Origin of the sequence: Pseudomonas sp. Irchel s3h17 (assembly GCF_900187505.1) — a bacterium.
Classification (GTDB): domain Bacteria; phylum Pseudomonadota; class Gammaproteobacteria; order Pseudomonadales; family Pseudomonadaceae; genus Aquipseudomonas.
In genome coordinates, this window is the sequence record NZ_FYDL01000034.1 from 1 (window position 1) to 12,808 (window position 12,808).

Genomic DNA, 12,808 nt, shown 5'->3' on the forward strand with positions numbered 1-12,808 from the left:
GGATCAGTTGGCGGATGTCCAAGTGACGCAGGGTGTCGCGCAGGCGTTTCTGGCTGCGGATCTCGGCCAGCATCCGGGGGGTCAGCAGGTCCGGGGTGAACAGCAGGCGCGCTGCGTCGACGGCTTCAGGGTCGGCGATCTGGATCGTCCGCTCGCCGAAATTCGGCATCGGCGTGCCGTAACTCATGCCGTCGCCGTCAGCCGGGCACAACGGCCGGCACAAGCCGCTGTCGTAAGTCTGGTAGGCGCCCTCACAGACCCAGTCGGATGCATGGCGCTGGACGAACACATACAGATAGCCCTCGCGCAGCGGCCTGACGGTGTAGTGCGCGGTGCTCAGTGCCAGGTTGCCAGCGGCCAGCGTGCTCGGCAGGTCGGGCACCGGTAACGCTGGCTCACTGGCCGGCGGCGTGCCGATCACGGCATAACGCAACGGCAGTATCGAGACGCTGCGTTTGCAGGTGACACAGGCGCTAGGGCCTTCTTCGCTGTAGGTGAGTCGGGCGATGCGCTCGAACGCCTCGGTCAGGTCTTCGCTCATGGCTCAGCGGCTCCGTTGGGTGGGTGCGTTGTAGGTATACATCTGACTCAAGTGCCCTTGGCCATTGGCCGCGCGCTGTAATGTGGTCAACGACCGGCAGGTCGAGCACGCGGTTGAAGTCGATGGTCGGGTCGTGGCTGGCCAGGTCCAGGGTCAGCTTGAAGGGTAGGGACAGGCCCTCTTCCTCAGGCTTTGCGCCGCTGGACGAACCTGAGCGACGCAAAGGGTGTGTCGGTGTTTAGATAGGTTTGCGCCAGTCATCCGACGCTGCCGTGTTGGCCACTTCGTGGTTCCAGCTGACCTTGCGGTAGGCCAGGCTGGTCTTGATCAGTTGCGTATAGTTGGCGTTGTCGCTGTCTTGTGCGTGAGGCAGCACGGTGTGGATGTCGACGACCGTGGCGTCTTCGAGTGTGGTGGTGAAGAAGTGCTCCTGTTTACCTTCGGTGGAGGTGCGGAACCATCGCACCTCCACGGAGGTGAGCGTTTCACCGGTGGCCAGGGCCTGGTAGAGCAGGGGCGAGGCCTTGCTCAGGGAGCTGGTGAAGGTCAGCGGGCCATGGACCCGTTGCCCTGACGGCTGGCCGCTTTGCGGGTCGGTCGGGGTGCTGATCTGGTGGTCGATTTCCTGGGCCAGAATCTCGTCTTCGTGGCCCTCCACATAGACGTTGCCCACTGAATCGGCGGTAAAGGCACCCCGGGTGATATGGCCCTGGGTTTTACCGTGGATGCTGATGAATGCAGGTGTAGCCATGACAAACTCCTTGTCGCGATCAAGTAAACGACCCGCAGGTCGCGACCGTCGGTGTGACGGCGTGGGGGGTTATGGCCCGGCAGGGGCCAAGGCTTTGCAGGCGCCCGGAAATGAGCGCGCTGAAAATCCGTTACAGATTGAGAATCCGCTCCAGTGAGGTGAGTACTTGCTGGGTGAGGCTGTTCAGGCGCACGGCGTAGATCGTGTAGGCGCTGCCCAGCACCGCCGCCGCCAATGCCCAGGGTGTCCACAGCGGCCATTGACGATTGAGCCGGTAGTGGCGTGGCGCGACATGGCTCAGCGGGTCGGTCAGGCACTCGGGCGTTTCACCGTGCCGGGGGCGGATCACCCGGTACAGACGGGTGATGATTTTTTGCACTTCTTCATCCCCCTTGGCCTGGTTGCCGTACTTGCCCTTCAGCCCCATGCACAGACACAGGTACATGAACTCCAGCACATGCTGGTATTTGGCCGCTTCGGCGGTCATGTGGGCGAGCAAGGTGAAGAATTTTTCCCCGCCCCAGGTTTCCTGGTGAAAGGCGCTGAGCAGCGAGCGCTGGCTCCAGGTGGAATATTTGCCCCACGGGGTGTCCATGACGATTTCGTCGGCCAGCAGGCACAGGCTGTAGGAGTACGCCTTGAGGGTGCCGGGGTCGTAATCGAGTTGGCTGACTTCCTCCATCACCGTGGTGATCTGGTTATGGACGTTTTGATAGAGCTGGGCGACGTCCTTGTGGTGTTCAAGGCTGTGCAAGCGAATCAGCAGGCCGAACAGCGGCATGGCGGCGTCGCACAGCGGGCTCCAGGCCAGGCCGCGTAACTCGAATCCGGTGTCGGCCCGGCACACCGGGGGAGCGTCAGTGATCGTGCCCCGTCGAAAGCCGATCACCGAGACGGTCTCTGCGGGGTTTGCCGTTATCGAGGTCGAGTCACTCATCCTGTTCACTCCTGATGGCCCAGAACTGCAGTTCCAGCTCCGGGAATTCGCCGGCAATGTGGAAGCCGAAACCGGAGCCGCTGCTCAGGCTTTGCCAGGCAGGGTGATGGCGGTCCAGCTCGAAGTAGCTGAAGCCGGCATGGAATGGCAGGTGACGCGGCGCGACAGGCAGCGGGATCAGGTCAATGCCCGGCAGTTGCAGGCTGACCAGCTTGCCCAGGGCCTCGGTGGAACTGATCTTGATCTGCTTGAGGAACTGCGAGCGCAACGCATCCGGCGGCAGTTGGGCGCGCACCGCGAGGATGAACTGGGCATTGTCCAGCAGGCGTTTGTCATGCAACGGGGCGCTCATGACCCCGTACTCCCGGGGTTCGATCGGCAGCGAGACGGCGCGCGGTTGCAGCACCGTACCCAAGGCGCGACGCAGGGTGTGCTCCAGGGGCTTGAACGACTCGCGCAAGGCGTCGTGCTGGTAGGCCGGATAGTCCTGGGGAAGGCGGCCATCATCGGTGAAGGTCACCAACTCGCCACACGCCTGGGCGAAAGCGAGGTACACCTGCTCCGGATGCACATGGCGCCGCCGCGACAGGTGCTGGAACAGCGGAAACAGCCGGTTGAGGGTCTGCAGCAGGTTGAAGTCAGTGACGTCGGCAACGCCCGACTGCCCCGGTGAGCCGATGCGCTGGGCGAGGTTCTTCGCGCGTTCACGCATCAACCCGGCGACTTCCGCGAGGTAGCGTTGCAATGCCGGTACAGCCTGCAAAGACACACTGGTGGGATAGAACTGCTCATCCATCAGCAGACTGCCATCCGCGCGTTTGTCCAGAATCCGCCCCAGGGCGATGCCGGTAAATGCGCTGCGGTCATCGCGGCCCAGCATCAGTTGCAGGTTCGGCACCGCCAGATCCAGGGGCACCTGGTCGCCGTCTTCGCTGTGGGTATCGTGCACGGCGCCGCGTTGCGCCACATAGCGGCTATTGGCGTAGCTGTCTGGCCAGCGAATTTCCAGGGCACCTTCGGATTTGTGCGGCAGCGTCAGGTAGACGATCTGGTTGACCGCACTGCTGTCGGCAATCTCCAGTGGCGCGGGCGGAGCCAGGTCCCCGGGAATGTCGAAGACCGTGCCATCGGGCATGATCCCTCGCGCCCGCGTGATGACGACTTTGCCGAAGCTCAGGTACTCGGTGTTCAGCTGCAGCTCGCTGAACCCGTACGATGCCTCGTTCAGGCTATTGAGGCGCTGGTGCATGGCGGCTTCGGTGGCGCGCACCTGTTGCTGGAAGTGTTGGGGTTTGACGAACAAACCTTCATGCCAGATGACTGGGTTGCGTGAACTCATCGAGGGATGCTCTGCGGGAAGGGAAAAGAAAGGGCGCTCATCGGTGTTCACCGATGAGTCCGACCCGGGTTTCGTCGAGCTGCACCAGCAACGCGTACTGCCGGCCCTTGGGTTCGATGCGCAGGATCTGTTTCCACTGGGTGACATCGGTGCTGTTGTAGTCGGCAATCACGGCCAGGTAGCGGGTGTCTTCCTCGAGGGGCCGCAGGTTGATGAACTTGAACTGGCCGGGTTGCAGCAGGTAGTCGTCGTGGCGCAGGTAGGTGCTGCCCAGGTTTTTTTTCAGATCGTGCGCCAACGCCTGCGCGCTGGCGTTGAGCAGCAGCGAGTCGTCTGTCAGTTGCAGGACTTTGAAGGCGATGGGCGTGGCGATTTGCTCGGGCGCGGCGCTGTACTCCGGCGTAGACAGGCTCACTCCCGGATCGTCGTAGCTGCCGAGCAGCGACGGCTCAACCGGTGACATCTGCGCCGGGGGAGCCTCCTCGGCGGCCAACAACGACTGTGCCGGAGCAACTTCATACAAATGATTCAGCAAGCCCTGCAGCTTGTCGGTCAGCTCCAGATGGCTGGCTGCCCGCAGGTTCACGGTGTAAGGCGAATGGGCCTGATCCGTCGAGCCGTGCGGCGCATTGCCCGGGCTGATCCTGCGCAGGTTGACGCGGTCGCTGGCGTGCAGGCTCAAGGAGTACCGGCTGGGCTGCGCGTCGGGTTCGCCAACCGGGATCGATGGGTTCATGACCACTTGCCCGACCTTGCCCAGCGTCGTGCATCCGCCCAAGGTCACGCAAACCAGCAGCGTCGCGAACCTGAGGTTGCTGGTCAAGCGGGCGAAGCCACGGCCCGGCGGGAGATTGACGGGCGAGCGTTCGGTGCCTGGCGTACGTTGGAGGAAGGACGCGTCGCTGTGGACCGGCCGGGGTAGGTCCAGGACATCCCTCGCAGGCGCGATCGGCGTCTGCAGTGCCAATAGCGGGTCTTGTTCGTCCGGCAGTCCAAAAGGCCTGCACAGCCGTTCGAACTCCGGGCAGGAGGCGGGAAGTTGGCGTTGAACTGGCAGCAATGGCAGCGTCTCGCCGGGCCAGTCGTGCAGATCATCGCGCAGGTCGTTGAGCAATTCGTCGAGCGAACACTGACTGAGGTGGGGCGGATGTTCCTCTGCCGTCCCGGGAGCCAGCACCTGCACGATGATTTGATAGGCACCGATCTGCAGGCTGTCGCCCTCATTGAGGCACACGGCAGTGTGTGACTTCAGGGGCCGGTCATGGCCATTGATGTAGGTTTTACCGCTGCGGTCGATGACGCAGAAGCGGCCTTCCATGAAGCGAATTTCGCAATGGTTGCGGTGCACGGTGCGCAGCCGGTCAAGCAGCGGCCAGTCACAGGCGCCGCTGCCTATGCTGCCTCCGCTACGGTCGAAACGGTGACTCGGAAGATAACCATGGAGCAATTGCGCGGGGTTACCGATAACCAGGTTCAGGTTCATGCGCGCCCCCGAATTCGCACCACGGCGGGGTACCGCTGTTCCTGGCGCCGGATGAAACTGGTCCAACCCAGGTGCGTACCGCCTTCGCGTCGCAGGTTGAACGGCGGCACCTCTTCCTCGCGCAGCGTCAACTCGAGGTCGTAGGCGATCACATCGCGCAACAGGAAGTTGATCAGTTGGCGCAGGCGTTCAAACAGCGCGCCGCGGGGCAGGAACTCACGAAAGCGCGCCTGGGTCAGGTGGGGAATCACCAGCGTGAACTTGCTGGCGCGGGTTCGGGTGCGTTCACCCAGTACAAAGCTGGTGCCCAGCACGCCGTTGGCCTGCCCCAACACCAGGCGTTGTGGATCGGGCAGGCGCACAGTGCGGGTTTCGAACTCACGGATGTAGACCCCCTGCAAGTCGAAACAATGTTCGACGATGCCAGCCACCACCGAGGGCGAACGGCTGCGGCAGGCAATCAGCCCGGCGAAACTGAGCAACCTACCCCAGGGCAGGGGAGTGGCACCGCGCAGGTCGCTGTCATTGAGGCCTATCAGGGAAAACACATAGCGTGAAAATCGGTCGCTGCCCTCGGCCTGAAAGCGGATGTAGTAACGGTGCTTGCGCCAGCTGCGGTGGAGCAGGGTCAGCAAACGGTGATTGAAAAAATCCATGAAGGCCGGACGAATGCCACGCCCCTGTGCCTGCTCGTAGGCCAGGCGATCCAGGTAGTAGCCGGGCAACGGCGAGTCGCTGCCGTGCAGGCCAAAAAAGCTGGTCTGCACCCGATAGCGCACCTCGTCCCCTTCGCTGTCGCCCAGACGCTCGGCCAGCACCACGTCGGAGGCCGGGAAGCCCAGGCCGGCATGGCTTTGCAAGCGGATCCGACGCCGGCCCGCCGAACTGAGCGGGTCGGCTTCCAGGTCATCGCCATGCAAGGCGTGCAGGTGCTCCAGCAGACGGTGGAATGAGTAGTTCCGCGCATCAGCCAACAGCAGGTCTGCTAGATCACGGGTTGTCTGCCGGTCAACAGTGGCCATTCATAGCGCTCGTGGTTGGTGGTATTGATCACTTCCAGTTGGTGGAAGGAGTTGATGCTGGCGTAGAGGGCAAAGAAGTGCGACAGCACGCTGGCGAACAGGTACAGCTCGCCTTCGCAGAGGAAAGCGTCCTGGTCCAGTTTCAAGCGCGTGCGCAGGCCGCGCACCGGCAGGCCTTTCATCAGCCAGTCGGTGGGGGTTGTCACGGCCTCGCCGATACCGTCCAGGCGTTTGCGCGTGGCGCGCGCCTGTTGCAGGTCATGCAGGGCGGCAAAGTCGTAGGCGCGGATGACCGCCTTGAGTGGCTCGGCCGAGAGCAGTGACAGGTAGTTCAGCGACAGGTTGGAAATCAGCGTCCAGTGCAGGCTGGCATCCAGCACGGGGCGGTAGGCGCGAGTCGGGGCGATAAGGTTGGTGTAGGTGGCGAAGGTTGGCGTGGCCTCGGTCGACCACGACAGATCACCAACCCCCAGGGCTTGTGGCAGGTCGCGGTTGCTACAGGTCAGCTCGATCGACGCCGTTTCGTGCACGTTCACGTAGGTGCTTTCATCGCCCCGGACGAAAGAGATGCGGTGCCGCAGACCTTCACGGCCCTGTGACTCTTCGATGTGGGTGCGGTAGTACAGTGTCGTGCGGCCGTGGGCGTGTTCGATTTCATGCTGGAACGATTCGAAAGGCGTAAACACCCGCAGCGGATCACCTGTATGCGCTCTGTTTGCCGCATCCCAACCGGCAACCCGATCGACACTGAATACTTCGTACGCATCGGGACGCTGGCCTGCGGGGGTGACCGGCTGCTTGAGCTGGCGTCCATCGATGGCAATGGGGTCGGCATCGTGGTGTAGCAGATTCACCGCGGGAGCGCAGAACAGATGCAGATCCGTCTTGCGCAGACGGACTGTCGCCGGCAGCGGTCGTGAGAAACGGAACTGGAGACGAATCCGGTCGGTGCTGACGGCGGGCCAGACCTTGGCCAATCGGGTCAGGCTGAAAAAATGAAAGCGCTGCGGGAACACAAAGTACTCCTGCAGAATGCGGTAGCCATCGAACACGTTTCGCGGGTAGGGCAGTAGCGCTTCATCGGCGCTGAAGCCGGGAAAACCGATAGCCTTGGGGGACAGCTCGAAGTGCGTGTCATTGATGTGCAGCGTGACCTCTTTCAGGTAGTGGGCGAGCCACAGGTACAGGGTCGAGGCGGTGGTGTTATCGCCGCCCAGATAAAAGTCCAATTGATCGCAATCCAGGCTGTCGAGCGGCTGTTGGGTCAACACCTGCAAGTCGATGCGCATCACCGACTCCTCGCGGCTGTGGGCATCGCTGACCGCGTGCAACGCCAACGGGTACAGATGGACTTCGGTGCAGGTACGAAACTCGCAACTGATGCCATCCACCGGCCTGGCAAACAATCGCGTGCCCTTGGGCAACACCTTGTGTGCGCTCACCGCGTCGGGCAGCGGCTCGAACCGTACAATGGTCATGCTGGGCAGAGGCCGCAGATAGTTGGGCCAAAGCATTTGCAACAAGGGATGGGTCAGTTCCGGCAGGTCGTCGTCGATCTTCAGGCCCAGCCTGGCGGTGAGGAAGGCAAAACCCTCCAGCAGCCGCTCCACGTCCGGGTCGCCGGCCTTGTCGCCGAGAAACTGCGCCAATTGCGGGTTGTCCTCGGCGAACTCGCGACCGAGCTCACGCAGGTAGCGCAACTCTTCGGCAAAACGTTGTTTCAAGCCCATGGCATCCTCATGTCACGCGGGTGTAGCGATCGCGGCCGTGCATGGCCAGGTTGATCTGCACGTGTTCTTCCTTGTGTTCAAGCTGCACCCGGCAGTCGAGGCGAAAGTTCAGCTCCAGCGGCAGGTCCGGGTCAGGCTGGTAGTGCACGCCGGTGACCTTGATCCGCGGCTCGAACGCCTCGACCGAACGCCGGATATCGGCGCTGATGGCAATCACCAGATCGGTGCTGCCCGAAGCCGTGCCATTGAAGTCGCGCAGGCCCAATTCAGGGCTGCTTTGCGAGCAGCCCTGACGGGCGTTGAGCACCTGTTCAAGGTGACGCTTGATCGCTTCAATGCCCTGGCAGGTCCGTTCATCCCTGGAGCGTCGCCGGTAACGCGACGCATCGGGCACCAGGCGTTCGAACAGGCTGGCGTGGCCCATTTACTGGGTGTCCAGTCGGCCAACCAGGGAGATTTCGAAGGAGGCCCCCATGTACTTGAAATGCGGGCGTACGACCAACGAGACCTGATACCAGCCTGGATTGCCGGCGACGTCCTGCACCTCGATTTTTGCAGCACGCAAGGGGCGGCGACTACGGACATCCGTCGAGGGGTTTTCCTGATCGGCGATGTACTGCTTGAGCCAGGTATTCAACTCGCGCTCCAGGTCCTGGCGCTCCTTCCAGCTGCCGATCTGTTCGCGTTGCAGGACTTTGATGTAATGGGCCAGGCGATTGACGACAAACAGGTATGGCAACTGAGTGCCGAGCTTGTAGTTGGTCTGGGCCTCCTGGCCTTCGCGAGTCTTGGGGAATACCTTCGGCTTTTGCACTGAATTGGCCGAAAAGAACGCCGCATTGTCGCTGCCCTTGCGCATGGTCAGCGGGATGAACCCGGCGTCCGCCAGTTCGAACTCCTTGCGGTCGGAGATCAGCACTTCGGTAGGGATCTTGGCCTGCAACTGGCCCAGTGTTTCGTAGCAGTGCACGGGCAGGTCGTCCACCGCACCGCCTGATTGCGGGCCGATGATGTTCGGGCACCAGCGATAGCGGGCGAAGCTGTCGGCAATGCGCGTGGCCATCAGGAAGGCGGTGTTGCCCCATAGGTAGTGTTCATGCTTGCCGTCGATGGCTTCGTTGTAGCCGAAGCGGCGGGTTGAGTTATCTTCCGTACTGTAGGGCGCGCGCAACAGAAAGCGCGGCATCGTCGCGGCCAGGTACTTGGAATCTTCCAGTTCGCGCAAGCTACGCCACTTGGTGTGGGCTGGCCCCTCGAAGACATCGCTCATTTCCTTGATGCCGGGCAGGTCCTCAAAGCTCTTGAGGTTGAAGAGTCCAGGGCCGGCCGCCATGACGAACGGGGCATGGGCCATGGCACCCACGGAGGCGGCATAACTCAACAGCCGGATGTCCTGAGAACCGGGACCGAAGGTGTAGTTGGCGATGATCGCGGCGACCGGTTCGCCGCCAAACTGGCCGAAGCCGGCGGTGTAGACATGTTTGTACAGGCCACTTCGGGTGATATCGCCAGCGTTGTCGAAGTCATCCAGCAATTCCTCCTGGGTGACGTGCAACATGTCCAGCTTGGTGTTCTCGGCAAAATCCGTACGATCCACCAACAGCTTCAGCCCCCGCCAGGCCGACTCCAGTTGCTGGAACCGGGGTTGGTGCAGGATCACATCCATCTGTCTGCCCAGCGTGCGGTCGATTTCACTGATCATCTGGTCGACCCGGTGTTTATTGACCGGTTGCTGGTGATCGCCGCTGTGCAGGATTTCGGCGATGAATGCGGCGACGCCGTGCCTGGCCACGGCATAGCCTTCCTGGGAGGGGCGCATCAGGGTGTTGGCCAGCAATTGGTCCAGCAGCGCGGGTTGATCGACGGTCTCAAGGACCTGGGCGGCAGCACTTTCCATCGGCATGGGGATTCTCCGTTTATTAGCTCGCAAGTAGGGCAGGGAAGAGATCAGGCGATCAGTCTTTGGGGGCGTCCAGGACCAGATTCAGTTCACTGGCCAGGCGTTGGCGAGTTTGTTCATCGGCCAGCAGTCTCTGCAGGTGTTTGCGAAAGGCCGGGATATTGCCCATCGGGCCTTTTAGCGCCACCAGGGCTTCACGCAGTTCCAGCAACTTGTTGAGTTCTGGAACTTGCCGGGCAATCGAATCAGGACCGAAGTCATTGATCGACTCGAATTGAAGTCGCACGTTCAACTCGCCGTCGGCTTCGTTGCCCAGTACCGAAGGAACCGTAAGCGCCAGGCCAACGCCGGCTTTGGCGAGGACTTCGTTGAAGGTGTATTTGTCAATACGCACGGGAGGGCGATCCTCGAGGGCGGTCAACTCACCATGACCTTTGAAATCACCCGTTACCAGGAGCTTCAAGGGGAGTTCGATTTCGTCCTGCTGAGTGCCCGTGGCCGGGACGTATTTGATGTTGATACGTTCTTTGGGGGCGACGCAGCCCTGTGTTTTCGACATGAGGAAAGTCCTTTTTAACGGTGGCGCTATTAAGTGCCAAGACGGTACTCATTGTCATGTCAGATGATTCTTTAAATGTCGTAGGGTTATTAAGTAATTCGATGGGTTGGTGGTTTCCCAAGGTGTAAAAGTTCTGATGTATTTATCTGACTTAACTTTCCTAATTGAGTTTGAGAAACTTCCTACGTTCGACTTGTGTATTGTGCGGGCAACTTTCGAGTGACTTTCAGTGGGTTCGATGAGTATTGAACCCATTGCTCGTTTGCGTGATTCGCACAGGGACAGGAGAGCACATGCGCAACAGATGGCGAGGCTGGATATGGGGAGTGTGCCTGGGGTCGATACAGGCACAGGCATCCCCGGCGGCTCAGGATTGCAGCGCAATCGCGTCTTCGCTGAAGCGCCTGGAATGCTTTGATCTGGCCGCTGGCACACCTGTTCATTCGCCCGCGGTGCAGTCACGGCCGTTTGTCGAGCGGATTCCGAGCGTCGTCGACCTGGTACAACGCAATGAGGCCAAGCGTCAGCCCGAGGATTACCGGTTCCTGATGTCCACCTTTCCCGAGCCGGAAGATGACCGGCAGCCTCGGATGGTGATCTCCGCGCCTGCGCTGGGGGCGCTTCCTCCCAGGCCGTATCTGGCCATCAGTTGTGAATCGAAGATCTCACGCCTGCAACTGGTGTTGGACGAGCCTCCGGTGCCGAACAAAATCCGCGTGCAACTGTTCAAGGATCAGCGCCCGATATCCGAGGCCTACCCGTGGCGTGTCCTCGACTCCGGCCTGGTCCTCGACGCGGGCAGGGGGTTGCCGGCCATTGCCCTGCTGCGCCACATGGGCGGTGGCCAGCGCCTGCGGTTGGAAAGTGATTACCCGGCGCTGGACGGCCTGGTGTTCGACGCCGACGGACTGGGGGAATTGATCGAACAGGAGCGCCAGGTATGTCGTTGGTAATCGATGTACCGCTGGAGGTGGTCAACGGACTGCTGGCGCCGATAGATCCGCGACAACCCTGCGGGCACTTCGACGTCGAGGACGAAACCTACCAGGCGATCGACCAGGAAATGGTCAAGCTCGGCGGCCTTCGCGAGGGCGGGATCGATTGGCCCTACATCGACGAAGCCTCCCGGCAATACCTGACGACCCAGTGCAAGCACTTTCGGATTCTCGGACACCTGCATGTCGTCTGGCTGCGCACCCGACAGTGGGCGCGTTGGGCCGATGCCCTCGACCTGTTGGCGGGCATGGTCGAAGGTTATTGGGACGGTGCTTACCCCACGCCTGGCGCCACCGGCTACCTGGCCAAGCGCAGACAGGTGAAACAACTCCTGGAACGGTTGAGGGAAGCGCTGCCAACCCTGGAGCGCAGCAGCTTTGCGCCGTCGCATCAGGCGGCGGCCGAGCGGGCGTTGGCGAGCCTGCAGCGCAGCGTCGAGACGGCCAGGCTGGATCAGGGCGCGATCGACGAACTGCAAACGCAACTGGACAAGTACCGCGAACGGGTGCCCGCGCCTGGTCCTGTGCGCGGGGAGCCGGCATCCGGCAATCCCCTGAGTCCGGCGTTTTTTGCCAACGCCACCGCGCAACCGGCAGGTAATGAGCGTGAGCAGCGTCGGGCGCTGCTGAGCATGGCCGAACAGATCAACCAACAAGACCCTTACGACCCCACGGGGTATCAGTTACGGCGTTTCGGCCTGTGGTCGCCTATCCGCGCCGTCCCCTCGATCACTCGCGAGCGCCGCACCGAACTGACCGCCGTGCCCCGCGACATTGTCGATGGTTATCAGGACGCCTTGGCCGCCAATGCCCTGGAGCCGGCCTTGCTGTATCGCATCGAAAAAAGCGTGACGGCTTCACCGTTCTGGCTGCGTGGCAGCTACCTGGCGGCCTGTGTGGCATCGCGCCTGGCGATGGACGAGGTGGCCGCTGTCCTGCGGCAAGCATGTGCACGCTTTGTCTGCCGTCTGCCGGCACTCAAGGAGCTTTGTTTCAGTGATGGCACCCCATTCGCCGATCCCCAGACCCTGGCCTGGATGACCGGGGCCGATCAAGCCGAAGCCAGCGCCAGCCCGATCCAGGAGTACGCCGGTCTGCGCGACGAACTGGTCGACCAACTCAATAGCGAAGGCGTCGAGGTGGTGTTGTTGCGTCTGCAGGAACTGCATGCCGCCGATGACGCCCCGCGCCCGCGCAACTACGCCACGGTGATCGCCGCCGACCTGCTGGCCGCCCGAGGGTTGGCGTGGCTGGCGGACGACCTCTATGCCAGCGTCGCCCGACAGATGCGCGACACGACAGCCCAAGCGTGGGAGCCGGCGTTGTACCAGAAGGTTGCCGCGTTCATTGGCAGTGACCCTGAGGACTAGACCATGCCCCGTCAAAGCGACCTGCGCTTCACCTTCGAGCCCCTGCAAGGCGACGCCTTCGAGGTGGTCGAGTTCGAGCTGGAAGAGGGCCTGTCCCGACCCTTCAAGCTGACCCTGGACCTGGCCAGCCACGACCCGGCCATCGACTTCAACCGCGTGCTCGACCTGCCGGCGTTGTTCA

Annotated in this window: 12 protein-coding genes; 2 read left to right on the forward strand and 10 right to left on the reverse strand. The window is 62.0% G+C overall.

The features are described from left to right. The 10 genes from CKW25_RS25685 to tssB all read right to left on the reverse strand — a co-directional run. On the reverse strand, positions 1-541 hold a 541-nt coding region (locus CKW25_RS25685), incomplete at its 3' end, for a toxin VasX (protein ID WP_371855210.1). Between the two features lie 238 nt (positions 542-779). After that, the gene (locus tag CKW25_RS25690) at positions 780-1,292 is read right to left on the reverse strand and encodes an Hcp family type VI secretion system effector (RefSeq protein ID WP_095083773.1); all 513 of its coding nucleotides are present in this window, start codon (positions 1,290-1,292) and stop codon (positions 780-782) included. Positions 1,293-1,422: 130 nt separating this feature from the next. Beyond that, complete coding sequence (icmH, locus tag CKW25_RS25695; protein WP_095083775.1) at positions 1,423-2,229, reverse strand: type IVB secretion system protein IcmH/DotU; 807 nt, start codon at positions 2,227-2,229, stop codon at positions 1,423-1,425. Then, entirely contained in the window at positions 2,222-3,568 is a 1,347-nt protein-coding gene (gene tssK, locus CKW25_RS25700; RefSeq protein ID WP_095083776.1) for a type VI secretion system baseplate subunit TssK, read from the reverse strand. Before tssK ends, icmH begins: the two co-directional genes overlap by 8 nt. Before the next feature lie 37 nt (positions 3,569-3,605). Beyond that, positions 3,606-5,051 carry a type VI secretion system lipoprotein TssJ gene (gene tssJ / locus CKW25_RS25705; protein ID WP_095083778.1) on the reverse strand — a complete coding sequence of 482 codons (1,446 nt, stop codon included), beginning with the start codon at positions 5,049-5,051 and terminating at the stop codon, positions 3,606-3,608. Then, entirely contained in the window at positions 5,048-6,073 is a 1,026-nt protein-coding gene (gene tssG, locus CKW25_RS25710) for a type VI secretion system baseplate subunit TssG (protein WP_095083780.1), read from the reverse strand. The genes tssJ and tssG overlap by 4 nt, the downstream gene beginning before the upstream one ends. Beyond that, positions 6,037-7,803, reverse strand: coding sequence for a type VI secretion system baseplate subunit TssF (tssF, locus tag CKW25_RS25715; protein ID WP_095083781.1), 1,767 nt, complete (start codon positions 7,801-7,803; stop codon positions 6,037-6,039). Before tssF ends, tssG begins: the two co-directional genes overlap by 37 nt. A 7-nt stretch (positions 7,804-7,810) precedes the next feature. Next, on the reverse strand, positions 7,811-8,227 hold the full coding sequence (gene tssE, locus CKW25_RS25720; RefSeq protein ID WP_095083783.1) for a type VI secretion system baseplate subunit TssE: 417 nt from the start codon (positions 8,225-8,227) through the stop codon (positions 7,811-7,813). Beyond that, positions 8,228-9,700 carry a type VI secretion system contractile sheath large subunit gene (gene tssC, locus CKW25_RS25725; RefSeq protein ID WP_095083787.1) on the reverse strand — a complete coding sequence of 491 codons (1,473 nt, stop codon included), beginning with the start codon at positions 9,698-9,700 and terminating at the stop codon, positions 8,228-8,230. 58 nt (positions 9,701-9,758) lie between these two features. Further along, the gene (gene tssB / locus CKW25_RS25730; RefSeq protein ID WP_095083784.1) at positions 9,759-10,262 is read right to left on the reverse strand and encodes a type VI secretion system contractile sheath small subunit; all 504 of its coding nucleotides are present in this window, start codon (positions 10,260-10,262) and stop codon (positions 9,759-9,761) included. A gap of 293 nt (positions 10,263-10,555) precedes the next feature. On the opposite strand from tssB, the gene vasI reads away from it, so the two are divergent. Both vasI and tssA read left to right on the forward strand, forming a co-directional pair. Then, positions 10,556-11,215: a type VI secretion system-associated protein VasI gene (vasI, locus tag CKW25_RS25735; protein ID WP_256578036.1), complete on the forward strand. Its 660-nt coding sequence runs from the start codon at positions 10,556-10,558 to the stop codon at positions 11,213-11,215. Then, entirely contained in the window at positions 11,203-12,627 is a 1,425-nt protein-coding gene (tssA, locus tag CKW25_RS25740; RefSeq protein WP_095083785.1) for a type VI secretion system protein TssA, read from the forward strand. The genes vasI and tssA overlap by 13 nt, the downstream gene beginning before the upstream one ends. Positions 12,628-12,808 lie beyond the last annotated feature (181 nt).